Raw genomic sequence first — 21,824 nt, forward strand, 5'->3', positions numbered from 1 at the left:
ACACAGTGAGAGTGGAAGGGAGTCGTGATGTCACAGCACTCACGGCGGGGGTTGAGTAGGCGTCAGACGCTGGCCATTTTCACCGGGGTAGCGGCCGGCAGCATGCTGTCCACCGGTATGTTCGGGACGACGCGCCCGGCGTACGCGGCGAGCGGTTCGGGTGGCACGCCGGCGGTGCCCGAGGGATCCGGGCTTCCGGACACCGATCGCGGCAAGGTGGTCTGGGCGTACCGATCGGGCCGCCGGGCCGTCCGCACCGCGGCGTCCGCGGCGCTGGCGGGCTCCACCGCGGACATCACGGCGTTCCTCGATCAGAAGGCACCTGTGGCCTGGGCCGAGGACAACAGGTTCGCGCTCGCGGAGTCCCTGGCCACAGCGGGCGTGGCGACGCGCAACGTCATCAGTGCGGCGTTGTCCAGCGGGGACGCAGCGGTCGAGACCCTCCTCCAGGGCGGTTACCAGACTGCCGTGGACGAGGATCTCAGGGTGGCCGTGAGTACGGTCCAGGCCCACGGTGCCAAGGCTGTGAAGCGTGAAGCATCCGCCGCGCTGGCGGCCGATTCCCCCTTCGCGTTGCGCGCCTTCCTCAGTGACGGGCGGTTCACCGCGCAGCAGGAGGACGACCGTGTGCAGGTGATGACCATCCTCACCTCAGGGTCACCACAGGTGCGTGAGTACGCGAATCGGGCCATGAACGACGGGTCGACCAGGGCCATCCGGTGGTTCCTGGAGACGGGTCAGTACATCGCCCGGGCACGCGACGAGGAATCGGCCACGATCCAGCAGTTGGTCGACCTCGTGGAGAAGGAAGGACGCCGCGCCAGTCTGAAGACCGACGAGGCTGTCGAGCTGTCCAACCAGGCAGTCAGTGCTTCCGAGAAGGCGAAAGCCTCGGCGTTGGAGGCCAAGGCCGAGGCCTTGGCCGCCGAGCAGGATGTCACTCGCTCGGCCAAGGCGGCAGGGAAGGCCGCGCAGGCGGCCATGGGCGCGGCCGCCGCCGCGTCGACTGCGGTGTCGGCCTCACGGACGGCACAGGCCGCCGCACAGCGTTCGGTGGCTGCCGCGAGCGCCGCTGCCGCGGCTGCGGCATCGGCGGGACGCGCTGCGGCGAATGCGTATCGTGCGGCGATCGCCGCCTCCAAGGACAGGGCGATGGCGGGCGCGGCCAGCGCGGCGGCGGACGTCGCGCTGAAGCTGGTGGGCTTCGTGCGCACGGTGGCCGCCAAGGCAGACCTCGCGGCCTTGGCTTCCGAGGCGGCGCTGCGGGCGGGCGACGCCGCCGCCAGCTCGGCGAACAACGCGGCCGACGCCGCTCGCGCTGCGGCCGCCGCGGCCGTGGCCTCCGGAGCAGCCCAGTCCGAGGCCGCTGTCGCGCAGCGGGCCGCCGCCGAAGCGGACGCCGCCGCGGCCCGGGCGACCCAGGCGGCGGGCAGGGCGCGGAACCTGGCCGGGCAGGCGGCCGCCGCTGCCCGCGCGGCGCGTGACGCGGCCAACAGCGCCGCCGATCACGCCGAGAAGGCCGCGGCCGCGGCCAAGGAAGCGGCCGCCCACGCCGGTGAGGCGGTCGACTACGCCAACCGGTCCACGCTGGCTGCCAACGCCGCTGTCGAGGCGGCGAAGGCCGCCGCCGACGCGGTCGCCAAGGCGCGGGACGTCGAACAGGCGGCCCGCCAGGCCGAGGCCGAGAGTCTGGCCGAGGAGACCAGCGAGGCGATCGAGCAGGCACGGCTCGCGGCGCAGACGGAGTTGAACGAGCTCGAACGGTTCAACCGGGAGCGGTCCCAGGAATCACGCCTCTCCGAAGAGCTCCGGGCACTCATCAGCGCTGCGGAATCAACACTGCAGAACGGAACCATCGAGCAGGCCGCGGTGGCCGGGCGCAAGGCGGCGGTCCGCCTCCTGGAGGGCGCGGGGACCTGGACCCGTCAGGCAGCGGAGTACGCGCTGGCCGGTTCGGACCAGGACGTCGTCAACTGGATCGGGACCGACCGCGTCCTCGCGCTGCAGCAGGACAACGTCGAGAACGTCGCGGCGCTCGCCGCCATGTCGACGCAGGCCGTGGCCACGGCGGCCGTGGCGGCTCTGAAGACCGAAGACCCCGCCAAGATCAAGGCATTCCTGGAGACCGGATCGGTCGAGGCAGCCGCTGATGACAACCGGGTCGAGGTGGCCAGGATCCTGGCCGACCCCAGCAGCGGCACGAGGGTGCGAAAGGAGGCAGCGGCCGCACTGGACACGGGGACCGCCGAGGCCGTGCACACCTTCCTGTGGGTCGGCCGCGAGGCGGCCGTACGCGAGGACGACCGGGTGGCCGCGTCCACACTCCTCACGACCGGAGGCCCTTACACCCAGGCGGCGGCGCAGATCGCGCTCGAGGGCGACACCTTCATGCTCCGCCAGTTCATCGCGACCACTCAGTACGACTTCGCGCGGATCGACCACGATCGCGCCACGCACATCAGCGCGGTCCGTGCGTCGATCGCACGTGCGGCCAAGATCGCGGCGAACGCGCAGGAGGACGCGGCCCGCGCCTCCGAGGCCGCCGCCATCGCACGCCAGGCCGCTGACAAGGCGATCGAGTGGGCCAACCTCGCCAAGGGTTATGCCGAGGATGCGGCGCAGTCCGCACAGGAAGCACGTGACAACGCCGACGCCGCCGAGAAGTCCGCGGCCGAAGCGGCGAAGTCCGCCCAGACCGCGAGCGAAGCGGCCGCCGCGGCAGTCAAGGCGAGCAGCGTGGCACGCCATGCCGCGACGCGGGCCGTGCGGTCCGCTGAGACCGCCGCGCGCTACGCCACGGACGCCGCGGTCTCGGCAACGGTCGCTCGCAAGCAGGCATTCGAAGCCGGCAAGGACGCCGTCGCCGCCGCGCAGGCCGCGACCCAGGCCTACCGTCTTGTCGCCGAGGCCGCGTGGCGCCAGGCGATCCAGAACGCGATCGACAACGCGACCGTTCCCGTCGGCTCCGGCGACAACCGCCTTCCGGTCGGAGCCGAGAGCTGTCTGACGCCGTTCGGCAAGCCCATCGCGTCCGGAAACGGCAGGACACCGTTTGAGCTGGGGTGGAGCTGGCTCACGGGAGGCGGCGACCGGTCCCAGTGTTTCGGCCCGAACGACGAGTTCACCAAGATCTACCGCGAGCATCCCTGGACCAGTGAGGCCCTCGGCTTCTTCGCCGAGATGGCGCGGTCCGGGAACTACGAGCTGGGCCACACGTACATGTACGACTACAGCCTCGCCGGCTTCCAGGGCCTGAAGTGGCTCAGGGACGCCGGGGTCACGAGCCCGGTGGAACAGTTCCTGACCGGGTACACCGGAAACTCCGCGTACGCGTTCCTGGGTTCACAGCAGGTCCGGATGACCCCCATCCGGAAGAACGCGGACGGCAGCGTGGTGTGGCGGTACACGGCGTACAGCGAGCAGAGCATCGAGTCCGCGACCCGCCCGCCTGTCATCGGGTACCAGGACTGGTACAAGGAGACCGCCGGCAAGGCCATCAACGGTTTGATCGACTGGGTCAGCGGCGACTCAGGGCCGGGGTCGACCATGACCGTGGTCGTCGAGTTCAACGTGACGCTGGGGCCGTAGTGAGCAAGCTGACGGGTGGACGTTGGTTCGCCGCTGCCCTGGCGGCTTGTGCGGTACTCACCGCGGGCTGCACGGCTCGGGTCGACGCCAAGGATCTGCCCGGCCTGTACCGCAACGATGAGACCGGCGGCGAGATCCAGCTCGATTCCGACGGCACGTTCACCGCCACTGCTCTGTCGACGGACTCGCACTCCGACCCCGCCGATTTCCACGGCCAGTGGGAGTTCTTCGAGAGCTCCGCCGACGACTTCGTCTACCTGAACATCGAAGAGCGTGGCATCGGTGAGGTCTCCGGTGTCCAGCTCTACGCGCGCGGCGGAGGGAAGGTGGCGTTCAGCGCTCCGGACGGGTCGTGGTCCCTGGTGCTCACCAAGAGCCCGGAGAAATAGAAGCCGCTTCTCAACCGGTCATGGAACGTTTGGGTCGAACAGGGATCCTGACGTGGGGGGCGAAGACCGTTCGGTCTTCGCCCCCCACCCAGAGCCGGCGTCCGGAAGTGCGGTCGACGTCCCGCCGCAGATCGGTCATGACACGGCACTCGCACCAGCCGCACCAGAACTCCCCAGGCCAGAGCCCCATCCCCGGCACACGACGGCCTCCGGCGACAACAGGGGCGACCTCCCTGACCCCTATCCGCTAGGCTGTCAGCGGTCAGTCGGCCTCCACGGCACCTGCCAGGGAAAGTGTCTCCCGAGACACCTCCCAGGCATCAGCCCGAAAGCCCCTGACCAGGGCGTTTGTCATAACCGCCCCGGCACCCCCACTGGGGTTTCCGGCACGGTCTTCGACAAGCCCCGCCTTCGTAGCTCAGGGGATAGAGCACCGCTCTCCTAAAGCGGGTGTCGCAGGTTCGAATCCTGCCGGGGGCACCAGTTCAGAAGGGCCCCACCTCCGGATTTCCGTAGGTGGGGCCCTTCTGACATCCACGTCTGACATCAACGGCGACGGTCAGGGACGACCGGGCCGCCTCTTGAGCAGCCGGTCCATGTGACTGATCGCCTCTCGCTGCGTGTCCTGGACGACGTGCGTGTACACGTCCATGGTGATGCTGATCTGGCTGTGCCCGAGGATCTCCATCACGACGCGGGGCGCGACGCCGGCGGCGGTGAGCAGGGTCGCGCACCCGTGCCGGGCGTCGTGGAGCCGGATGACGCGGAGCCCGGCGGAGGCGGCGACGCGGGTGAAGGAGCGGTACACGTTCCGCGGCTCGACGGGGCTACCTGTACGCGTAGTGAAGACGCAGTCACTCCCCTTCCACTCCTCCCCCGCCTTGGCCCGCTGATCGTTCTGCCGCATCCGGTGCCACCGGAGGGGTGCGATGCACATGGCAGGCAGCGGTACCGCACGCCGTCGGCGCCCCTTGGGATCGTCGTCGTACAGGACCCCTCGGCGGCGCTGCGTCTGCTGGCGGACGTACAGGACGCGCTTGTCGAGGTCGATGTCCGCCCAGCGGAGCCCGACCAGCTCGCCCCGACGCAGCCCCATGGCGATGGCGAGGACGAAGGCCGCGTACAGCGGGTCCCGGCGGGAGGCGGCGAGGAAGTCGAGCGTCTCGTCCAAGGACCAGGGGCTCAGCTCCCGCGGTTTCGGCCGGGGCGGCTCGACGAGGGTGGCCACGTTGCGCGTGATCAGCTCCTCGCGACAGGCGGCCGTGAGGGCGGTCCGCAGGACGCGATGGGTCTCCTTGGCCGTGGCGGAGGTGGTCTTCTTCTCCAGTTGGACGAGGAAGCGCCGGACATCCGCCACGCTCAGGGACTCCAGCCGCTTGGATCCGATCAGCGGGACGAGGTAGAGGCGGACGTGTGCCTCGTACTTGTCGTACGTGCTGAGCTTGCGGCGCGGTTGGACGACGTTGTCGAGCCAGTACGGGAGCCACTCGGAGAGCTTCGCCGAGCGGGTCGGCACGGGGATGCCGTTGTCGACCGCTTCGAGGAGCGCGCGGCGCTTGGTGTCGCACTCGGCCCAGGTCTTGCCGTACGCGAACTTCCGGGCGCGGGTGCCGTCCGGCTGGAGGACGTACACAGCAGCCTGGAAGCGGCCGTCCTTCCGCTGGGTGATGGTGCCGGCGCCGTTCGGGTTGCGCTTGCGCTGGGTGGCCATCAGGCGGCCTCCCCGATCTCGTACGAGATGAAGTCCCGCACGGCGTCGACCGGGATGCGGCGCGAGCGGCCGACCGTGATCGAGGTGAGCCGCCGCGAGCGAATGAGGTCGTAGACCGTGGAGCGTCCGAGCTTGAGCCGGGACATGACCTCGGGGACAGTCAGCAGTTCGTCGGTGGTGACAATGGCGGTGGTCATGCTGCGGCTCCTTCCGGGGCCAGTTGGTCGCGTAGGGCTTCACGGGCGGTCTGGCGGTTGAGCTGGATACCGCGCGAGATGGTCGCGGCGAGGGCGGCCTCACCGGGGGTGTGGCCGTGTCCGGCGTACTGCCAGGAGGCGAGTACGAGCACGGTGTCCGGATCGGTGTGGCCTTCCTGCGCGGCGCGGTAGTCGGCGCGGACCTGGCGGAGGGCGCCGAGGGTGGTCGAGTAGCGGCGTGACTTGGTGGAGAAGTGGCCGCGGAAGCCGAGCATGTGGGCCCAGGCGGTGAGCTTGCGGTCCGGGTAGAGCGGAGCGAGGTCGAGGCAGGCCTCGATGAGGCGGCGCGGGTGGTCGGCGACGTCCAGGAGGTCGAGCACCTCCCGGTTGCCGATGCGCCGATCGAGGCTGCCCGTGGTCTCAGCCGCCTTGGTGGCGTACTTCGCGACGTACGCGGCCACAGCCTGCTCGGTGATGTCGGAGCCGTCGCCGAACGCCTTCACCGGTCGGATGTCGAGCTGGCGACCCCACTGGAACCGCCGACGCGGTTGGTCCCCGGCGGCCGGGACGGCGATGGTCGTGTACGCGTGGACAGCAGCAGCGCGGACGGCGTCGTCGAGGAGCCGCACGGTTGCCCAGGAGGGTGGGGTAGTACCAGGACCGTCCGGCCCGTCGAGGCGGATCACCGCGTGGAAGTGGATCGCGCCGCGCTTCTGGAACTCGGCGACCTTCCCATACGAGACCCGTAACGCGTCCTTCAGCTCGCGCTGGGTGAGCCCCGCGCGGGCGGCCAGCTCGCGACGCAGGCGGTTGGTGAAGCGTTGCCAGAGCTGTCCGGCATGATTGTTGAAGAGCACGGCTCCGGCGTAGTCGTACGACTCGGGGTCGAGCGCCGTCCCCAGGACGGGGTCGTTCTCCGGGTGGAGGGTGCCGCAGCGGCAGGCGCCGCGGTCGGGCCGGTTGTGCACGGGGCCGAAGGACGGGGCGGTGAGGGTGGCGAACACCCGGGGGTGGTCGCGGACGGTCGCCGGGATGTCCTTGGCCTCGTCGCCGGCCAGGCCCGCGCGGATCAGGTGGTAGGTGTCCCCGGAGTACGTGTGGGCGCAGGAGGGGCAGCGGGAGGCGCGGCGGTTTCCGCAGGCGACGCGGAGGCGCCCGCCGGGTTCGGTGTCGGTGGAGTACCGGCGCAGGGTCTCGCCGGATGTGCGGTCCTTGGCGAGGGACCAGCCGGTCAGGTGGACGGGATCGGAGCAGCCGCCGGTGCGGTGCACCTGGTCCCGCCAGCGGTCGAAGTCGGGGGCGGCGGCGACTCGGAGGACGTCGTGGAGGGTGGCCGGGTCCAGGCCCGCCGCGGTGGCGGCGGTGCGCTGTTCCATGATGGGTGTTCCTTCCGGTTGAGAGATCGGCGAGGGGTACGGCTCCCGGGCGGCGGATGCTTGGCGGTATCGAGGCCGCCCGGGGGCCGGTCAGCGGCGCCGGGTCGAGGACGCCATCAGCGAGCGGACGACGACGGCGCAGACGGCGACCGATGCGGCAGTGACGGCGGTCGCGAGGAGTATCGAGACCAGGACCGTGCCGACGACCAGGACGACGGCGGTGCCGGCTCCGATGACGGCGAGCGCGGTGCCGGGCGTGATCTGGACGGTGGGCCGGGCCGGAGCCGCCGGGGCGGGCATCGGAGCGACCGGGGCCGGGAACTGCGCGGTCTGGATCGCGGTCGGCTCGACGACGGCGGGCGGGGTGACGACGCCGGTCGGCAGCGGCATGGTCGGGATCTTGGGTCGGAGCATGGATGGTTCTCCCTTCCGGGTCAGGTCACTTGGAGATCGCGGTGTCGATGACGGGGGCCAGCAGGCTGTCGGCGAGGAGGAAGCCGCCGAGGAGGAGCACGGCGACGAGCCACCAGGGCGGGCGGATGAGCTTGATGCCGAGGGCACCGACGACGATCAGGGCGAGCCAGAGCGGGACGTCCACGAGGAGCTTCCGTTCAGTCGGAGATGCGGCAGCGGTGGGTACGGGCCGCGAGCTGGGCGGCGGCGGAGCTGGAGTAGTCGGAGGACCAGCCGCAGCGGTCGGAGGTGCAGACGGCGGCGTACTTCGTGCGGCCGTGGCGGTCGCGGTGGGTGCCGATCTGCACGGGGCCGATCCGCATCACGGAGTGGAAGTGGTCGCGGGGTGCCATGACGTTCTCCGTTCTGATCAGGCGAGTTGGGCGGCGATGGCGTCGGCCATGGGCGCGGGGACGCCGAGGCGGGCACGTAGGGCGTCGGTGTCGATGGGCCGGCCGGTACGGGTGAGGTGGTCGGCAGCGACCTTGCGGGCGTGGTCGACGAGAGCGGCCGGGACGGGCGCGGCGGGGGCGATGGCCGGTTCCGGCGGGACAGGCTCCGACTCGGCGACGTACTCGGGTGGGGTCGGCATGAGGCTGACCGGTTCCGGCTCGACCAGCGGTTCCGGCACGGGACCCGTCTCCGTCTCGACTGGAGGGGCGGAGGAGTGGGCGAGGAGCGTGCCACCGAGGAACGCGACCGCGGGCCATCCGGCGATACCGAAGCGAAGCCAGGCGGGCGGGTCGGCGAGGTCGAGGAACCCGGCGGTGGCGACGTTCGCGCCGAGCGAGGCGAACAGGGACACCAGGAACCAGCACCAGGCGAGCCGGGACGAGCCGTCCGAGCGGAGCCGGCGCCAAGCGGCGACCAGGAGCAGATCGACGGAGACGGGGTAGGCCCACGCCTTCCAACCGGTCTGTCCGGCAGCGGCGGCCAGGTCGTGCAGGTGGGCGAAGGACAGCGCACCGGCGATCAGGGCTTGGATCAGCACGGCGTCGACGCGGAGCTTGCTGGTCATGCGGCCACCTCCTTATACGGGCGTTTTGGGCATGGCGGGGGTAGGGATGTGGCGCGATGTGGTCGCGCCGACCGGATGGAGCGGGGAGGTTCAGACGGTCGCCGGGGACTCGGCAGCCGCCGGAGCCGGGATCTTGACCAGGTCTACGGACGGCTCGATGGCTGGCCGGAAGGCGGCGAGGCCGGGCAGGTCCGGGGTGAGGTGTGCGTACTTGTTGCAGACATTGACGGCCGTACGGAGCGAGGTGTGCGGCGTACGGACCCGGGACCAGCCGCCGGAGGCGTCGCCGGTGATGGCGAGGCCGGGAGAGGTGACGGGGATCTGGATGGTGGCGAGGACGGCGTCCGGTGCGATGTCGCCGAAGGTCATGTTGGCGCTGGTCTCGTCGTTGACGCGGTGGGCGGTACGGACGCTGAGCTGGGCACGGAGCATCGTGATGCCCTTGCCGAGTTCGGAGCCGAAGCGCTGTCCGCAGATCTCCAGATAGATGCCGGCGGCGCGGCCGAGCTGGGCGAGTCGAGCAATCGCGGTGATGATCCGGTCTCGTCGCTTCTCTTCCTCCTTCGTGGCGAAGAGGGCGAGTTCGGCGACCTCGTCGACGAGGACGACGACGGGAACGGGACGGAGCTGGTCGGGCAGGTCCCAGATGTCGGCGGCGATGTCGGCGTCCGGGGTGTCGGCGGTGATGCGCTGTTCGGCGCGGATGAGTCGGTAGACGCCTTCCATGTGCGCGATGAGGGCGTCGAGGAGGTCGGCGGCGGTGTCGGGGTTGTCAGCGAGGGCGGAGAAACGGCGAGCCAGAGGAAACAGCTCGACCCCCTGCTTGCAGTCGATCCCCACCAAGGCGACGTCCTGCGGCGTGAGTTCGGCGACCAGGTTCCGCTGGTAGACGGACTTCCCGGACTTGGTCGCACCGATAGTGAGGGCGTGTGGGGTGGTGCGGTAGTCGCGGTAGTGGACGGCTCCGTCCTCGCGCAGGGCGACCGGCACACGCATGGGCGAGCGCTTGGCGCCGGCGGGCATCTGAACCCGCTTGAGCACGTCGTATCCGGTCATCCGGAGTTCGACGACGCCGGAGCGGATCTCTCGCGAGGCCACGCCGTACATGCCGAACGAGTGCCGCAACCGGTCGCACGAGGCAGCCACGTCGAAGGCGTCCTGCCCCGGACGGAGCCCTAGCCGTAAGACGAGGCCGGTCCGGGTCGGCCGGAGCCGCAGGATGCGGGGCGCCCGCGGCTCCGGTACGGGCCGGTTGGCCATCCTGGCAAGGGCGAGACGCCAGCGGGGCGGCGGAACGGTCAGCCCGCAGGCATCCATGACCGAGGAGTACCGGACCAGGACCCGAAGGACGGCGAGCACGACCCCGAAGGTCAGCCAGTACCAGGTGGGCCGCCGCCACCGCAGGAGCCCCGCAAGGACGGCGACCAGCGCGACGGACGCGATCAACCACCGCATGATCAGGCGGCCTTCGTGGTCGAGGCGGAGGCGACGAGCGAGGTGACCGCAACGGCCCGGAAGGCGATGCCGTGCCGGCGCTGTCCGTTGAACTCGTTCTCCCAGGGCCGGGCGACGAGGCCGGTGACCGCGACGGGGGTGCCCATGACCAGGTCGGCGGAGACACCGGTCTCCGGGACGGTCACGGTCAGGATCTCCACCTCACCGTTCGCCGCGAACATGACGTCCACGGTCGACAGCGCGGCGCCGGTCTCGGCGTCCATGGCGCGCTCGCCGGTACGGCGGTCCTTCACCTTGGGCTGCGGGGGCAGGGCGACCATCACGGAGGCCGCGGAGGTGTCGACAGGGATCGTGCGCACAGAGATCACTCCTCTAGAAGTGCTGGACTCCGTCACTCATGTATATGAGTGACATGAAGAAGAGTGCCCGACTCCTATACATGAGTCAACCCGCCCGGGCGAAGAAGTCCGAGCGGGCTGAGGAGAGTTGACCGCCCGTCAGTCAGCGGCAGGGATCCGATACTCGAAAACGAACTGGTCAGCGGCCATGAGGGTGTCGCAGACCTCGACGACGCGACCGGTCTTGGTGACGGCGTTCCGCAGCAGGTGAACGACGGGCGCCCCGGGGCTCAGCGCGAGTTCGGAGGCTTCGGCCTTGGCAGCTGGCCGAGCCTGCAACGTCTCGACGAACTCGGTGAAGACGTGCCCGTCGTCCTCCAAGCGGGCGTAGATGCCGCCGGGCCCAGGGTTCTCGGAGAAGAGCTGAGGGATGTCCTTGACCACGTCCCACGGAAGGTAGGAGGAGGCGGTCTCAACGGGAACGCCGTTACGGAAGTACAGACGCCGCCGCGCGAGCACTTGCGTACCGGTGTCGACACCCAGGCGCTCGGCGATGCCCTCCGGCGCTTCCATCGGCCCGATGTAGAGGACGCTGACCTTGGCGGTCGCACCGGACTGGGCGGACTCGGCAAGGTAGGCAGCCTTCCCACCCCGGCGGTGCGAGGCCCGGAACCGATCCGAGGAGCGCAGCCGCACGGGCGGCCGGTCCTTCACGATCGACCCCTTACCGTGCCGCGTCTCCACGAGCCCGCTCGCACGAACCTCGACCATCGCCTTACGGATGGTCCCGCCGGCGACGCCGTACCGCTCGACGAGCTCGGACTCACTCGGCACCAGGTCGCCAGGCTTGAGTACGCCGGCCCGGATCTGCTGCACGATCTCCTCGGCGATCTGGACGTACCGAGGTACGGCCCTACCACCTCCTGCTGTCGTTCCCATAGTCCTTCTCACTCTCCTATGCTCCTGTACATGAGTAACAGCGCCCGAGAGACGACGTCAACGCCACTGCACTCCGTGTCGGTCGCGGGCGCGGTCGTGCGAGAAGACGGCCGACTCCTGGCGATCCGCCGCGCGGACAACGGCACGTGGGAACTCCCGGGCGGCGTGCTCGAACTCACGGAGGCCCCCGAAGAGGGCGTGGCCCGCGAGGTCTGGGAAGAAACAGGCATCAGGGTAGAGGTCGAGGAACTGACCGGGGTCTACAAGAACACGACCCGGGGCATCGTGGCGTTGGTCTTCCGCTGCAAGCCGGCAGGCGGCGAGGAGCGAACCTCGACGGAGTCGACCGCGGTCGAGTGGCTCACCCCGGAAGAGATCACCGCCCGAATGACCGAGGTCTACGCCATCCGCCTCTTGGACGCCCTGGACGAAGCGGGCCCCCACGTCCGAAGCCACGACGGCCAGCATCTCTCGAAGAAGTCCGCATGACGCAGCCGAAGCAACTGAACGAGTTCGAGAACGTCTACGACTTCCTGCACCGGGTCCGCCTTCATCCCGAGGGGTGGGTTCGCCACGGCTCTCTTACGCACCTGGGGGCCATGCTCACTGGCTACCGCGTGGCGATGGCGGTGTACAACGCCAAGGAAGACTTCCCGTTCTGGACGCCGGGTGGCATCTCTCCGTTCGACGCTTGGCTCGGTCAGCGCAACGACTGCCTCCCGGCCCGGGGCTGGGCGATAGAGATCGAGCACGAAGCAGAGAGCACCAGCACCTCAGCAATTGCACTGTTCTTCACCCTGCTCGACCAGTTCCAAGCGGAGCGCCAACAGCCAGCGCGGTAAGAGTTTCCCTACTTCATCAAGGCACCCGCCGCGCACGGCGCGGCGCGCGCGGCCCGTCGTCCGGGCCTGCGCTCCTGTCTCCGCCCCGCTCCAGCCCGGCCGCCGTCCGCACGCCTGACGGCTCGGGTTGATGGGCGACGAACCCATGGGCGGCCGAGGCGGCACGCGAGTGCGGCTCAAGGCGATGCCTCCGGCGGGGGCGCTCAGGCTCCGGGATGGAGGGGCCATGGGCGTCTGCCGGCAGCGTCGTGGCGGAGGTGGGGGCTCCCATCACGCCTGCCATCGACCCAGGCAGAGCCGAGCAGACACGGCACCGGTCCAGGTCGTTCGTACAGTGGCGCGCTCCACCTGGACGCCCGGCACCGCGCCTGCTCCACGGTGTGTGGGTCGACGGCAGACGGGATGGGAGTTGGGGGGCGAGCGGTGGGTTCACGTGAGCACCTCGGACGCGGCTCAAGAGATTGGCGCGCGATCTGTCGCTAAGACTTCAGGCGCCTACGGAATGCCCCCTTGAACTTCTCGATATGCAAGAGGCGCTCCCCTGAATCACGGAAGAGGATGCGAACCATTCGCTCCTGCGCTAGCGAGCGGTACCCGCCGGTCGAGGGGGAGAATTCCCTGTCGAGTTCGGATGCCGCCCTGACCAGGTCTCTACCTTTGGGCGTTAGAGGTGCAATGAACATTCCAACCATGCCGTCGTCGGCGCTTCGCCTCAGGTTATCGAAGTCCAGGCGAACCAAGTCGTGAGCAAGGAGGAAGGAAACGTATCGGTCAAGGAATTCATAGTCCTCCGCACCCCAAGACAGCAATCTATCTTGATGCTCAAGGTAGATATCCTTCTCCCTCATGATCTCGCCAAATAGATCCATCCCGAAGTAGAGGCAATTCCCGACATCGGTTAGGCCATGGAAGAACAGATCGAAGAATGATTGGCTGGTCCCATGCATCCCGTTGGTTTGATCCAGCATCTCTCTGAGCAGGCCTGTTGGATCGAAGCCAAGAACGGGTAGTTCGCCGTCGAGGCTGAGAATTTCGAGAACTGCGCCAGCGTCTAGGCGCTGACTCTCGGAAACACGCAGCTCCGCATCAAGATCGGCTCGGAGTTGGTGCCGAGCATCTCCCCAGATGGCGAGATCCTCGTCCGGGTGATACAGGACGATGACGACAGGGATGGGGAATGACGCCCAGTAGTTTCGATGCTTTGCCTCGGGCTTGAATCTGACGATGCCGTCAGCTCGCTTGGAGAAGTATGACGAACCCGACTTGATCTGCACTGCAGCGAGCCTACCGGTAGCTCGACCTTCGGCATCTACATACTCGATCTGCCCGTCAATTCCCACATCATGCATCTGCGTCTCACGCCAGAGACACCCGGATTCTTCGGTGATTTCATCTACTTTCCTGACCCCTTTCCTTTCCGTGAATTTACTACCTGGCACCTTTGGGCTATCGCTATAGCGAGACATGCCCCTCCCCACCTAAAATATCGACACGGGTGATCAGTCGAGATAGTGCAGCAGGGCGAACGGTCGGGACGCGCTTGGTCCGCTGATCCTTCATTCCCCCCGAGGCTCGTCGCCGAAAAGGTCTATCTGCCCTTCGACAGCAGAGGGTCGCACAGGTCGTCCGCGTCGCTGCATAAGCGACTCGATCGGCCCGAGCGTCTCCACGACGGTGGCGTTGTACAGCCAGTTCAAAGTCCCCTCGCGCTCCAAGTTCCCGCTAACTCGAATCGCAAGATCTTCTTCGTGAGCACGAACAGCCTCGTGGTAATCCTCTTCTTCCGCGAGCCGCACTCTAACCTTCTTGGGTTGCTCTCCAGTGAGGGATTCGACGCCAAATACTCCCGGGCTCCCGGCAACCTTCTTAGCTAGGAGGTGAACCCTTCCTGAAATCACCGCACGCTCAGAAGGACCTTGCTCGACTAGCACATTGGCGGCCCTCTCTAGGATCGGAGCGTCACTACCGCGCAAGTCGAATCGCACTGAGCCACTTTTCCCAGGCACGGGAAGGGCAGAATTTAGATCGACGGAGATATCAGCACCGTCGGAATTAGACGTCATAGCAAGCAGCGCCGTCGCCATTTCGTAGGATACGCCGCTATTCACTCCCTCCTCGAACCCAGACAAGGAGTGGTGATGCCTGAAGTGCTCAACGGCCTCGACAGTCGCCTCCACGGCTCTGATGACCGCAAGGCTCACTTGGCGAGACTGAGCTACGTTGGCCCCGACCAGGTCGGGCAAGGCTCGTGATCCACCATGGATGGGGACCACTGAATCGGCCTGCGCGTAGGCGGTGACGATGTAGCTACCGGGCGCCGTCTGGCCCATCAGCACGGAATCTAGATACCGGTTAGCGAATTGCCCAAACTTGTTACTAAAGTGACGGATTGGCGCCATGTAGGATTTCGCACCCGCCAGGAGCGTGCGCCTTGCTGAAGAAATTAGCTGCTCGCCTGCGCGCCACGAGATCATCCCGCTCGGAGCTGATGATTCACGTCGAAACTTAAACTCGTCGGCGATGTCTACAATCAACCTGGGGGAAAGCGTCCTGGTCCATAGATCCCGATCCTCTGAGAGCTGACGCAATGCAGCTTCCATCAGGAATGAGAATTCCGGCGCTTGCTCGTCAAGCGGCACCAGAAGGTTCGCACCTTCGTTCGGAGGGGAGAATCTCCCGTAGGACCCATCCCTTCCGCCAACAAGGGTCCAGCCCACCTCGCTGAGGATGAGAGCCAGCTTATTCGGATCTACACCTTCAGGGATGAAGAGTTCGTCATCAATATTCATTGAGCGATTCACCCCTGTCCAGCTTATCGAGAATGTTGGCAAGAGCGTTGGCGTCGAACACGTTCGCAGTCGGGATGCGTACGGTCTGACTCTCCACGCCTTCCTTCGCGGCCTGCCCTTCGAGGGAGACCCAGTAGCAGCAGTGACTCACCTCAAGTCGATCATGACTCGCCTTGGTCCAGTCTGCTTGCCTAACCGACGTCGCCATGACGATCAAGATCGCCTTGGGGTCCTTGCGCTGCAGCGCCAGTCGATCAAAGTACTCACGCTTCTTCAGCTGGTAGCCGAACGTGTCCTTCTTGGGGTCAGGCCGGAGCGTCGTTGTGTTCTTCAGCTGAGCGAACACGCTGACCTCCTGCTTGCCGACACCTTCGGGAGGACGTACCAGCAACGCATCCATACCATAGACGTCGCGTCTGACAGACTCCATGGCGCAGCCAGCGGTAGCAGCCACAGCCGCAACATAGCCCTCCTGGAGCTGCTCCATGAAAGCAGTGAAGGTGTCGTCGTTCACCGCCTCGATACGACCCACGCGTTCATGCCCTCCCCGTCGGCGTACCTCGCTACACATCGCCCCAAGCTGCAACCGAGGCTAGATCAACAGCATGCGGAAGGTAAGCGATAGTGAAGAATGCGTGTGCGCGGAGGCTAGGGCTCCGGCGCAAGGTCCCTGACTGTGGTCAGCTCCGGCCAGGTGGTCGCTGACGCGGGCTGCCTCGCTAGACGGCCAAGAGGGACCGGCGCCGAGCAGGTGCAGCTTTACGTAGACAACGAGTGCCTCGGCCGGAATCAAAGCTGGTCTGACCTGCGGAGATACGCAAGACTTGGGGGCCTCCGTAGTCGCGTGTCCGAATCGTCGCTACTCAACAGGGCCCCGGGGTATCCCCCAGGGCCCTCTGATTCCGAAGGAGCAGCACTAGCCGAAAGCTGCTGCCGGCAGTCAAGGGCTGGCGTCGCCTCCCCGGGCAGGGAGTTGTGGAGTCACTAGGCGCTGGCCGCGGCTTGTCGCCACACGGAGGGCGTCCCGCAGTGCTCCGACCAGGTCTGCGGACAGTTCTCGGAGTTCTTCGGGATCCACTGCCTCGTCGTCCAGGACGTTCACCGCGTGTTTCACGAGGTTGTCGGCCAGGCCGAGCTGAATCGCTTCGGTGGTATCGGCCAGGCGGGACAGGTGGCTGCTGTCGTCGTCGGTGCTCAGGTAGCAGGGCTTGCCATCGGGGCCCGACCACGGGAGGAGGCGGAGCTCGCTGTGGGCTGTCATCCTTCCGTTCCCCTCTCTTCAGTCGTGTGATGAGTGGTGAAGAGTGCGTCAGCGCGGTCGCTGGGGAGGACCAGGAGGGCCGCTTCCATCACTCGGCCGGTGGTGTCGGTCGACACGCGGGTGATGGAGAGGACGGCCAGGGTTGCGCTGATGCGGAGCATCGACGCTTCCTCGGGGGTTGGGAGGCGGGCGCTGATCTGGTCTTGGCTCTGCTCCGCAGCGGATAGGTGCCAAGAGGGCATGGCCGACGCCGGGTCACGCGGGACGTAGATGCGGGTCAAGCTGTGCGGGGACTCTCCCGAGTGGGTGAGGTAGAGGAACTCCGTCAGCGGCGTGCGCGCGGGGACCTTCAGCAGGGGGATCAGGTCTCCGTGGGCTCTGAGGGTGGTGGTGCGGATCGTGACGTGGAGGTCTGTGTCCGGGATGAGGCGGCCTCCTGTGTACGTGAGTCTGCGGAGCGGGCCGCGGACGTAGTTGCCCTTGCCGTGGATCTTCTCGATCAGGCCCTCGGCCTGGAGGAGCGCGAGGGCGTTGCGCAGGGTTGGGGTGCTGACCTTGTACTGGGCGGCGAGTCTCGGTTCCGAGGGGAGGCGGGCGCCGGCCTTCAGGTGGCCGGTGGTGATCTGCGCCCGGAGGTCGGCGGCGATGGTGTCGCGGAGGGACGGCATGGGGTCGGTCACCACCTTCTGAGCACTCGTACGGCGATCAGGCGCGTATGGGTGTGCATCGTCAGGAGTTCGCCCGATTCGAAAAGGAGGCGCTTGGCGCCGCCGGGGAGTTGGCGGAGGTCCGCTACTCGGCACGGTTGGCCGCCGATCTGGATGACGTCGCCGCGCTGGACCGTGGCCGTGGTGATCTCGACCGGGGAAGCGAGTGCACCGCCGGGGGGCATGCCGTTCATGAGGCGGCCTCCGGTGACATGGCCGGGGAGTGGCAGGGGCAGACACACGCCTCGTAGATGACCGGGATGTCGATCGGCGCCGTCGTCGGGGAGGAGTGTGCGCACTCGTGGTGCGTGCCGATCCGGCATGCGCTGGACCGGTAGGGCGTGGACGCCGCCGTGGGGACGCGGGTCATCCTTGGGCCTCCGCCGGCACGAAGCAGGTGTGGGCGAGGAGGTGATGCGGGATCAACGCCGAGCTCTGCCGTGTCCGCTGCTCGCCGGCCAGGACGTAGGGGCGGACAAGGGCCGTCTCCTCGCCTGCGAGGAAGTCCGTGCGGTCTCCGAGCCGTCGGAGGAACAGCGTCAGTTCGTTGGACGGTTTGGGGAGGATGAGCGTCGGACGCGTCGGCGTTAAGGCCCCGCGGTGCCGGGCCGTTTGGGCGTACCGCTCCCTGGTGCGTCTGATGGCGCGGCGGATACGGTTGAGCATGCTGATCAGCTCCTATCGCTGATGGCCAGGTCCCCGGACATCGCCCGTCGCGGGGGCCACTTTGTTCACGGCGGCCCAGAGGGTGCGGCCGCCCAGGCTGGTGGCCAGGAGACCGAATCGGTCCGCCGTCGCCACCACTTCCAGGACCTCCCGCCATATCTCGGCGGGGAGGGATTCCGGTACCTCCGCTTCGATCGATGTGTGCCGCGGGTGCTCTTCCACGCGTGTGGTGAGTCCGACGGCTGACAACCGGGCGGCCAGGGCCTCCGCGCTTACTTCTGGAGCAGGCACAGGGCAGCCTCCGTCACCGGCGATCACTTTAAGTGAAGCTAGTTAACTAGATTAGAGCTAGTGGACTAGATTTTCCATATGCCTGAGCAGCCGCCTTATCTCCGCATCGCCGACGAACTGCGGCGGCGGATCGCGGAGCACGAGTGGACCCCTGGAGACCGGCTGCCCTCTCGGGCCCAGATCGGTCAGGAGTGCGGGGTGGGCGAGAATGTCGTCCGCCGAGCCCAGGAGTTGCTGATCTCCCAGGGCGTGTTGGAGGGGCGGGCCGGGTCCGGGACCTATGTGGCCGAGCCCCGGGCGCGGGTCAGGATGGTTCGGTCCGCAGCGCGCGAGCAGCCGGACGGGTCCCCGTTCCGGGCCGACATGAAGGCCGTGGGACGGAATGGCGGCTGGGAGAGCCGGACCGATGCGAAGGAGCCGGCGCCGGCCGAGATCGCTGCGCGGCTCGGGATCGGTGAGGGCGAGCTGTGCGTCCGGACCGTGTATGAGTTCCTCGCCGACGGTCGGCCTGTGCAGTTGTCGACGAGTTGGGAGCCGTACGACCTGACCGGCGGGACACTCGTCGTCCTTCCCGAGGGTGGGCCGCACGCCGGGGCCGGCGTCGTGAACCGGATGGCTCAGATCGGCATCACAGTCAGCCATGCCGTGGAGCAGCCGGAGCCGCGGCAGGCTACTGCCGAGGAAGCGTCACTACTCGGGATCCAGAAGGCCGCGCTCGTCACCCACATCCGACGGACGTACTACAGCGACCAGGGCCACCCCGTTGAGACTGCAGACATCGTGATCCCTGCCTCGCTGTGCGAGGTCGTCTACGAGGTAGCCATCCAGCGATAACAGCGGCACCTCCCGCTAGGCCCCTGCCTCAAGCCTGGCGGCGACGAGTTCCGCGGCGCATCTGTCGCCCCATCTCTGCACGGGCTCCGACCGCTCCTGGGCCCCATAGCTCTCAGGGGCCACGATCGTCTGCCCCGTGCGCACGGCCCGCCAGCTACCTGACGCAGTCTCCCCTCAGACTCACTCACAACATCGCCGATTATCTCGGCGAAAACTTGAGAGTATTAGTTGCGCCGATTATCTCGGCGAAAACTTGAGAGTATTAGACGTCTCGATTATCTCGGCGAAAACTTGAGAGTATTAGACGTGTCGAGGATTGACACATCAAGACCGCCCCTGACCTGCACGTTTGCAATTCCCTGGTCGAGTGCTCAAGAATTACCACACTTGCTCTTTGACCCCTCTTCCAATGAGAGGGGAGGCCACCCATGCGCCTAGACAACGACGGGTGGCCTCCTGGTCCTCAGTCCTCGCAGACAGGAACCACCTTCAGTATGAGATACCGACTCCGTCGTCTCCAAACGGCAGCGGCCGGCGGCAGCCCCACGCACGTTCAGGTGGCAGCGCTCCTTGCTGGTGCTGCTCTGATCGCTAGCGGTCAGGCGACCGTTGCAGAAGCAGGCGCTTACGTAGCACCGTTCCTGCTGATCAGCGAGCGGCTAGCGGCCCGCTACGGTGCGGGACAGACTCAATGTGAGCACGGCCCTCAAGTGCTGCCAGGGGCCCGCGAGCTCAACGCGCAGGGAGAGTCTGCGCCCTAGGAGCGATGGGCTGCGTACCGAAGCCTGACATCCACGGCTGACATCAACGCGGGCGCACGCAGACAGTTTCAGGCGGCTAGCAGGAGCTAGGCTGGCAGCCTGAACAGACCCCTGAGGCTCGACCCGATCGAACTCCTAAAGCGGGTGTCGCAGGTTCGAATCCTGCCGGGGGCACAAGGTCAAAGGGCACCTACGGATCTCCGTAGGTGCCCTTTGACGTCCACGGTCGGCGTCGACGGCGACGGTCATGCCGGGCGGGAGCTCGCACTCCGAGGGCGGCATCTGTTCTCCACGCAGCGGCTCGGCTTCCGGACGCCGTGCGGCAGGTGCTCGACGCCCACCGCCGCCCCCGCCTCAGGCGGGGGCGCCGTTCAGCGCAGTTCCTCCGGGCACGCCGTGCCCCGGGAGAGTTTGTACGGGGCCGCCAGGCGGTACACGCCCGCCTTCGGTGCGATCAGTTCCGTCCACTCGTCGCCGTCCGCGTCCGCCTCCGTCTTGAACAGGCAGCCCTGCTCGTTCGCGAAGACCTTCGGGAGTTCCGTCTCCGACTCCTCGCGCGCCAGCTTCGAGGCCTCCGTCTCCTGCGGGGCCTCGATCTTGCCGCCGTTCTCGTCCACGAGCGCCAGCCACGGCGAGTACGGGACCCGGATGAGGACCCGGCCGGGCTTGTCGACCCGGATCACGACCTCGTTCTCCTCCGCGCTCTGCACCTCCGCCGGCGGGTCCGCGAGGGGCGTCGGGTTCTCGACCTCGTACAGCCGCCAGTTCTCGTCCGACCAGACCTGCTCCAGGTACGGCAGGCCCTCGTCGACCAGTTCCGCCTCCTGCTCGGCGCCCGAGTCCGGGGCGCCCGTCGGCAGGACCACGTAGTGGACGGCCCAGCGGTCGAGCCACTCCTCGTAGTTCACCGCGTTCAGGGTGTCGTCGTAGAAGAGCGGGTTCCGTTCCATGTCGGCCTGACGGTTCCAGCCTCGCGCCAGGTTGATGTACGGGCTCAGCGCCGAGGACTCGCGGTGGCTGGACGCCGGGACGACCTCGACCCTCGCCCTGCCCGCGCCCCGCACCTGGAGCTGGTTGATCAGCGGCGCCACCTCCCGCGCCCAGGAGGCGTCCGGGGCGGTGCGGATCACGTCGTCGACGCCCTTGAAGCCGATCCAGAAGTTCAGCCCCGCGAAGGCCAGCAGCAGCGCGTACCACCGCCGCGACCGCGGCTTCGTGTACGGCAGCGCCGCCAGCAGCACCACGCCCGCGAAGAGCATCGGGAGCCGCGAGATGTTCGAGCCGATCTGTGAGTCGATCAGCCAGGTCAGCAGCGTGCCGACCGTGTACACGGCCGCGCCCGTACGGACCGTCCGCCAGTCCCTCGGGACCAGCAGGAACACCAGTACCCCGAAGAGCAGCGGCAGCGCCGTCGACCCGAAGGACATCGGCTGCGTGCCCGAGAAGGGGAACAGCCAGGACGAGAGCGCCACGACCGCGACCGGGGCCAGCCCGAGCGCGTACGCCCCCGGGCGCCGCCGGTTCAGGAACAGCGCCGCCGCCGCGATCCCCAGGAACAGGCCCGCGACCGGGCTGCACGCCGTCGCCAGACCCGCCAGCGGCGCCGCGACCACCGCCTTCGCCCAGCGCTTGCGGCGCCAGCGGTGCGGCCAGCAGAAGACCGCCGCGACCGCGCCCAGCGCGAACATCATGCCGAGGCCGAACGTCACCCGCCCCGACAGCGCGTTGCAGAGGAAGGCGAAGACCGCCGCGACCGAGCAGGCCAGCGGATTGCGGACCGCCCGTACCCGTACCAGGATCAGCGCGGTCAGCGCCGCCGACAGCGTCCCCGCGACCATCATCGTGCTGCGGACGCCGAGGACCGACATCAGATACGGCGACACGACGCTGTACGAGACCGGGTGCATCCCGCCGTACCAGGCCAGGTTGTACGCCGAGTCCGGGTGCCGGCCGACGAACTCGGCCCACGCGTCCTGCGCCGCCAGATCCCCGCCGCTGTTGGCGAAGAAGAAGAACCACAGGATGTGGGTGACGGCCGCCAGACCGGTGGCCGCCATGACCGTGTAGCGACGCTTCCGGCGCGGAGCCGTAGGGGTCGCGGGGGTCGTCGAGACCGTGGGAGCCCGGGGAGCCGTAGCGGCTGTGGCCGGGGCCGCGGTCACCGGGTTCTCCGCCTCCGGGGCGGGTCGCTGGGCCGGGAGCACTATTC

General features: G+C 67.9%; 24 protein-coding genes and 1 tRNA gene. 6 read left to right on the forward strand and 19 right to left on the reverse strand.

Translation table 11 applies throughout. From position 1 onward, the window contains the following. Positions 1-102: 102 nt before the first annotated feature. From ASD33_RS06105 to ASD33_RS06115, 3 genes are all read left to right on the forward strand, one after another. Positions 103-3,588 (forward strand): ALF repeat-containing protein, encoded by a 3,486-nt coding sequence (locus ASD33_RS06105; RefSeq protein ID WP_079044594.1) that lies wholly within the window; start codon positions 103-105, stop codon positions 3,586-3,588. After that, the gene (locus ASD33_RS06110; protein WP_199863459.1) at positions 3,588-3,977 is read left to right on the forward strand and encodes a hypothetical protein; all 390 of its coding nucleotides are present in this window, start codon (positions 3,588-3,590) and stop codon (positions 3,975-3,977) included. The genes ASD33_RS06105 and ASD33_RS06110 overlap by 1 nt, the downstream gene beginning before the upstream one ends. Positions 3,978-4,384: 407 nt before the next feature. Continuing rightward, positions 4,385-4,460: transfer RNA gene (locus ASD33_RS06115), tRNA-Arg, on the forward strand. Positions 4,461-4,536: 76 nt separating this feature from the next. Here ASD33_RS06115 and ASD33_RS06120 read toward each other — a convergent pair. The 10 genes from ASD33_RS06120 to ASD33_RS06160 all read right to left on the reverse strand — a co-directional run bounded on the left by ASD33_RS06120 (position 4,537) and on the right by ASD33_RS06160 (position 11,464). Then, the gene (locus ASD33_RS06120; RefSeq protein ID WP_056554529.1) at positions 4,537-5,688 is read right to left on the reverse strand and encodes a site-specific integrase; all 1,152 of its coding nucleotides are present in this window, start codon (positions 5,686-5,688) and stop codon (positions 4,537-4,539) included. Continuing rightward, positions 5,688-5,885, reverse strand: a complete 198-nt coding sequence (locus ASD33_RS06125; RefSeq protein WP_056554532.1) for a helix-turn-helix domain-containing protein — start codon at positions 5,883-5,885, stop codon at positions 5,688-5,690. Before ASD33_RS06125 ends, ASD33_RS06120 begins: the two co-directional genes overlap by 1 nt. Then, positions 5,882-7,261, reverse strand: a complete 1,380-nt coding sequence (repSA, locus tag ASD33_RS06130; RefSeq protein WP_056554535.1) for a replication initiator protein RepSA — start codon at positions 7,259-7,261, stop codon at positions 5,882-5,884. Before repSA ends, ASD33_RS06125 begins: the two co-directional genes overlap by 4 nt. 90 nt (positions 7,262-7,351) lie before the next feature. Further along, entirely contained in the window at positions 7,352-7,675 is a 324-nt protein-coding gene (locus ASD33_RS06135) for a hypothetical protein (RefSeq protein WP_056554538.1), read from the reverse strand. A 25-nt stretch (positions 7,676-7,700) separates the two neighbouring features. After that, a complete protein-coding gene (locus ASD33_RS34860; protein WP_017947661.1) occupies positions 7,701-7,859 on the reverse strand; it encodes a hypothetical protein in 159 nt (52 codons plus the stop codon). A 13-nt stretch (positions 7,860-7,872) separates the two neighbouring features. After that, positions 7,873-8,067, reverse strand: coding sequence for a mobile element transfer protein (locus ASD33_RS06140; protein ID WP_056554541.1), 195 nt, complete (start codon positions 8,065-8,067; stop codon positions 7,873-7,875). A gap of 17 nt (positions 8,068-8,084) precedes the next feature. Beyond that, positions 8,085-8,732 carry a DUF2637 domain-containing protein gene (locus ASD33_RS06145; RefSeq protein ID WP_056554544.1) on the reverse strand — a complete coding sequence of 216 codons (648 nt, stop codon included), beginning with the start codon at positions 8,730-8,732 and terminating at the stop codon, positions 8,085-8,087. A gap of 90 nt (positions 8,733-8,822) precedes the next feature. After that, positions 8,823-10,187: an FtsK/SpoIIIE domain-containing protein gene (locus tag ASD33_RS06150; protein ID WP_056554547.1), complete on the reverse strand. Its 1,365-nt coding sequence runs from the start codon at positions 10,185-10,187 to the stop codon at positions 8,823-8,825. A gap of 2 nt (positions 10,188-10,189) precedes the next feature. Beyond that, positions 10,190-10,546, reverse strand: a complete 357-nt coding sequence (locus ASD33_RS06155; RefSeq protein ID WP_056554550.1) for a hypothetical protein — start codon at positions 10,544-10,546, stop codon at positions 10,190-10,192. A gap of 138 nt (positions 10,547-10,684) precedes the next feature. Continuing rightward, positions 10,685-11,464 (reverse strand): GntR family transcriptional regulator, encoded by a 780-nt coding sequence (locus ASD33_RS06160; protein WP_056554552.1) that lies wholly within the window; start codon positions 11,462-11,464, stop codon positions 10,685-10,687. An 18-nt stretch (positions 11,465-11,482) separates the two neighbouring features. On the opposite strand from ASD33_RS06160, the gene ASD33_RS06165 reads away from it, so the two are divergent. Next, positions 11,483-11,953, forward strand: a complete 471-nt coding sequence (locus ASD33_RS06165; protein ID WP_056554555.1) for an NUDIX domain-containing protein — start codon at positions 11,483-11,485, stop codon at positions 11,951-11,953. After that, complete coding sequence (locus ASD33_RS06170; protein ID WP_056554558.1) at positions 11,950-12,306, forward strand: hypothetical protein; 357 nt, start codon at positions 11,950-11,952, stop codon at positions 12,304-12,306. The genes ASD33_RS06165 and ASD33_RS06170 overlap by 4 nt, the downstream gene beginning before the upstream one ends. A gap of 479 nt (positions 12,307-12,785) precedes the next feature. On the opposite strand, the gene ASD33_RS06175 is transcribed toward ASD33_RS06170, so the two are convergent. The 8 genes from ASD33_RS06175 to ASD33_RS36090 all read right to left on the reverse strand — a co-directional run bounded on the left by ASD33_RS06175 (position 12,786) and on the right by ASD33_RS36090 (position 18,020). Next, positions 12,786-13,772, reverse strand: coding sequence for a DUF4365 domain-containing protein (locus ASD33_RS06175; protein WP_079044595.1), 987 nt, complete (start codon positions 13,770-13,772; stop codon positions 12,786-12,788). A gap of 90 nt (positions 13,773-13,862) precedes the next feature. Next, positions 13,863-15,095, reverse strand: coding sequence for a hypothetical protein (locus tag ASD33_RS35400; RefSeq protein WP_157869999.1), 1,233 nt, complete (start codon positions 15,093-15,095; stop codon positions 13,863-13,865). Then, complete coding sequence (locus ASD33_RS06180; RefSeq protein ID WP_056554564.1) at positions 15,085-15,627, reverse strand: DUF4365 domain-containing protein; 543 nt, start codon at positions 15,625-15,627, stop codon at positions 15,085-15,087. The genes ASD33_RS35400 and ASD33_RS06180 overlap by 11 nt, the downstream gene beginning before the upstream one ends. Before the next feature lie 408 nt (positions 15,628-16,035). Beyond that, the gene (locus tag ASD33_RS06185) at positions 16,036-16,356 is read right to left on the reverse strand and encodes a YbaB/EbfC family nucleoid-associated protein (RefSeq protein ID WP_056554567.1); all 321 of its coding nucleotides are present in this window, start codon (positions 16,354-16,356) and stop codon (positions 16,036-16,038) included. Continuing rightward, the gene (locus tag ASD33_RS06190; RefSeq protein ID WP_056554987.1) at positions 16,353-17,024 is read right to left on the reverse strand and encodes a GntR family transcriptional regulator; all 672 of its coding nucleotides are present in this window, start codon (positions 17,022-17,024) and stop codon (positions 16,353-16,355) included. Before ASD33_RS06190 ends, ASD33_RS06185 begins: the two co-directional genes overlap by 4 nt. An 8-nt stretch (positions 17,025-17,032) precedes the next feature. Continuing rightward, entirely contained in the window at positions 17,033-17,257 is a 225-nt protein-coding gene (locus ASD33_RS33880; RefSeq protein ID WP_079044597.1) for a hypothetical protein, read from the reverse strand. A gap of 172 nt (positions 17,258-17,429) precedes the next feature. Continuing rightward, positions 17,430-17,729, reverse strand: coding sequence for a hypothetical protein (locus ASD33_RS06200; RefSeq protein WP_056554572.1), 300 nt, complete (start codon positions 17,727-17,729; stop codon positions 17,430-17,432). A 12-nt stretch (positions 17,730-17,741) separates the two neighbouring features. Continuing rightward, positions 17,742-18,020, reverse strand: a complete 279-nt coding sequence (locus tag ASD33_RS36090) for a hypothetical protein (RefSeq protein WP_079044599.1) — start codon at positions 18,018-18,020, stop codon at positions 17,742-17,744. Positions 18,021-18,098: 78 nt separating this feature from the next. On the opposite strand from ASD33_RS36090, the gene ASD33_RS06205 reads away from it, so the two are divergent. After that, the gene (locus ASD33_RS06205; RefSeq protein WP_056554575.1) at positions 18,099-18,854 is read left to right on the forward strand and encodes a GntR family transcriptional regulator; all 756 of its coding nucleotides are present in this window, start codon (positions 18,099-18,101) and stop codon (positions 18,852-18,854) included. A 1,132-nt stretch (positions 18,855-19,986) separates the two neighbouring features. Here ASD33_RS06205 and ASD33_RS06210 read toward each other — a convergent pair. Next, positions 19,987-21,672 carry a DUF2029 domain-containing protein gene (locus tag ASD33_RS06210; RefSeq protein ID WP_056554578.1) on the reverse strand — a complete coding sequence of 562 codons (1,686 nt, stop codon included), beginning with the start codon at positions 21,670-21,672 and terminating at the stop codon, positions 19,987-19,989. Between the last annotated feature and the right edge of the window lie 152 nt (positions 21,673-21,824).

Origin of the sequence: Streptomyces sp. Root1304 (assembly GCF_001426405.1) — a bacterium.
Lineage (GTDB): Bacteria > Actinomycetota > Actinomycetes > Streptomycetales > Streptomycetaceae > Streptomyces.

Coding starts and splice junctions, on each gene's coding strand:
- ASD33_RS06105 (WP_079044594.1), top strand. CDS start 103: ATGCTGTCCACCGGTATGTTCGGGACGACGCGCCCGGCGTACGCGGCG.
- ASD33_RS06120 (WP_056554529.1), bottom strand. CDS start 5,688: ATGGCCACCCAGCGCAAGCGCAACCCGAACGGCGCCGGCACCATCACC.
- ASD33_RS06125 (WP_056554532.1), bottom strand. CDS start 5,885: ATGACCACCGCCATTGTCACCACCGACGAACTGCTGACTGTCCCCGAG.
- repSA (WP_056554535.1), bottom strand. CDS start 7,261: ATGGAACAGCGCACCGCCGCCACCGCGGCGGGCCTGGACCCGGCCACC.
- ASD33_RS06135 (WP_056554538.1), bottom strand. CDS start 7,675: ATGCTCCGACCCAAGATCCCGACCATGCCGCTGCCGACCGGCGTCGTC.
- ASD33_RS06140 (WP_056554541.1), bottom strand. CDS start 8,067: ATGGCACCCCGCGACCACTTCCACTCCGTGATGCGGATCGGCCCCGTG.
- ASD33_RS06145 (WP_056554544.1), bottom strand. CDS start 8,732: ATGACCAGCAAGCTCCGCGTCGACGCCGTGCTGATCCAAGCCCTGATC.
- ASD33_RS06150 (WP_056554547.1), bottom strand. CDS start 10,187: ATGCGGTGGTTGATCGCGTCCGTCGCGCTGGTCGCCGTCCTTGCGGGG.
- ASD33_RS06160 (WP_056554552.1), bottom strand. CDS start 11,464: ATGGGAACGACAGCAGGAGGTGGTAGGGCCGTACCTCGGTACGTCCAG.
- ASD33_RS06165 (WP_056554555.1), top strand. CDS start 11,483: ATGCTCCTGTACATGAGTAACAGCGCCCGAGAGACGACGTCAACGCCA.
- ASD33_RS06170 (WP_056554558.1), top strand. CDS start 11,950: ATGACGCAGCCGAAGCAACTGAACGAGTTCGAGAACGTCTACGACTTC.
- ASD33_RS06175 (WP_079044595.1), bottom strand. CDS start 13,772: ATGTCTCGCTATAGCGATAGCCCAAAGGTGCCAGGTAGTAAATTCACG.
- ASD33_RS35400 (WP_157869999.1), bottom strand. CDS start 15,095: ATGAATATTGATGACGAACTCTTCATCCCTGAAGGTGTAGATCCGAAT.
- ASD33_RS06185 (WP_056554567.1), bottom strand. CDS start 16,356: ATGACAGCCCACAGCGAGCTCCGCCTCCTCCCGTGGTCGGGCCCCGAT.
- ASD33_RS06190 (WP_056554987.1), bottom strand. CDS start 17,024: ATGCCGTCCCTCCGCGACACCATCGCCGCCGACCTCCGGGCGCAGATC.
- ASD33_RS33880 (WP_079044597.1), bottom strand. CDS start 17,257: ATGAACGGCATGCCCCCCGGCGGTGCACTCGCTTCCCCGGTCGAGATC.
- ASD33_RS06200 (WP_056554572.1), bottom strand. CDS start 17,729: ATGCTCAACCGTATCCGCCGCGCCATCAGACGCACCAGGGAGCGGTAC.
- ASD33_RS06205 (WP_056554575.1), top strand. CDS start 18,099: ATGCCTGAGCAGCCGCCTTATCTCCGCATCGCCGACGAACTGCGGCGG.
- ASD33_RS06210 (WP_056554578.1), bottom strand. CDS start 21,672: ATGGCGGCCACCGGTCTGGCGGCCGTCACCCACATCCTGTGGTTCTTC.